The following is a 1,639-nucleotide window of genomic DNA, read 5'->3' as shown; positions in this document are numbered from 1 at the left end:
CTATGTGTAAAATATTTCTCGAGGGTATTTGAGCTATATTCTAGCAAAAAAAGAAAAGGCACTCTATCATAAAATGTATGCTTTGACCAGGCAAATACATTTCAGAGAGAGGCCTTTCCATGGGGAATATTATATCAAATATCAATGAACTAATAAAGAATACCGGTAATTTAATTGAATTAGAGGAAAGCATTCGGTTGTTCATGTATGAAGTATTTGCTTCAGTATTGGGGGAAGTATTTACACGATTAAATCAGGTCATAAACGAAAATAACAGGCCATGGGTTGGACAGTGAAGCGAGAAGATTGGAAAACCGTCCAGTTTACCTTTGGGGCTGTACGTTTTCGTCACACGCTTATGGCTGATGAAAATGGAGATTCGCATTACCCTTTCGATGAATGGTTGGGGCTAAGAAAGAGCCAACGACATAGCCCATTGGTGGAAGTAAAAGTGGCAGAGTTGGCTAGTGAAAGTACCTATCGTGAAACGGCACGTGTATTAAAGGAATGGACGGCAGTTAATCTTAGTCATACAACGGTTGGAAACATTGTAAGGCGCGTTGGAAAAGCACAAGCACAGGCAGATGAGGAAATGGTGACGGAATTGGATGAGGCGGCTTCCTTACCAGAGGGGAAAAAGGTGGAGTATCTTTATGCGGAGGCAGACGGTGTCTTTGTGCGTGGTAAAGAGAAGAAAAAAAGCCTAGAAGTGCGTCATGCCGTTGTCCATGAAGGTTGGGAGAGGAATGGGAAACGAGTAGCTTTACGGGAACCAAAAGTAATTATGACAACACAATCAACGCCAGATTTTTGGAAGGAAGTGCAAGCTCTTACAGCTCACTGCTATTCACTTGAGGATACACAGGTTGTCACAAATAGCGATGGAGGTTTGGGATATACAGCCGAGAAGTTTCAAGAAGCCTTTTCCCAATCCAATTTACCTGTTTTGAATCAACTAGATCATTACCATGTTTCACAGGCGTTAAATCGCGCTTTAGGTGGCGGCCAGAGCGAGTATAAGGATGGCATCAAAAAGGCACTGAAAGATCATAACCTGGATGATTTTATGTTATGGCTAGATACGTATGAGAGCACCTTAGACGATGCAAAAAGAATAGAAAAGGTAAAAGCATTTCGCACGTATATTACAAACAACTGGGAGCGAATTTTCGACTGGCGAGAAGTAGTAGAAAATCCACCGAAGGGCGCAAGAAGCCTGGGAGCGATGGAATCCAATCAAAGGCACATTTCTTTCCGCATGAAAAAGAGAGGCATGCATTGGAGTTCAGAAGGCGGAGAAGCCATGGTTAAAGTGAAACAAGGGATCCTAAACCAAACATTGCGGAACGTGTATGTAAAACATCAACACAGAAGTGCTAGAAAGCAACGAGAAGTGAAAAGGATTGTAAGAATGTCGGAGATTTTACGTAATCCAACCCGTCCATCAGTGGGGGTTAAACAGGGCGCTATAGGCTTATATACGGCTCATTCTACAGCCATGGGTCATTTAGTTAAAAGCTTTAAATAAATAATACCCTGATGTTGGGGTTACGTTCTTGGGTTGTAGAACGTTACCACAACATCAGGGCCAGCAAGCGACAGCGCGGTAGCCGAACAAAGTGTACAAAATGATGATGCC

1 pseudogene is annotated in these 1,639 nt (G+C 42.6%); it reads left to right on the top strand.

Features of this window, described 5'->3' with window-relative positions:
* Positions 1 to 119: 119 nt before the first annotated feature.
* Positions 120 to 1,528, top strand: a pseudogene (locus IEX12_RS23020) (ISLre2 family transposase).
* Positions 1,529 to 1,639 lie beyond the last annotated feature (111 nt).

Origin of the sequence: Lentibacillus populi, from assembly GCA_014642895.1 — a bacterium.
Classification (GTDB): domain Bacteria; phylum Bacillota; class Bacilli; order Bacillales; family Amphibacillaceae; genus Lentibacillus_C; species Lentibacillus_C populi.
This window is presented reverse-complemented; position numbering and strand designations above follow the sequence as displayed.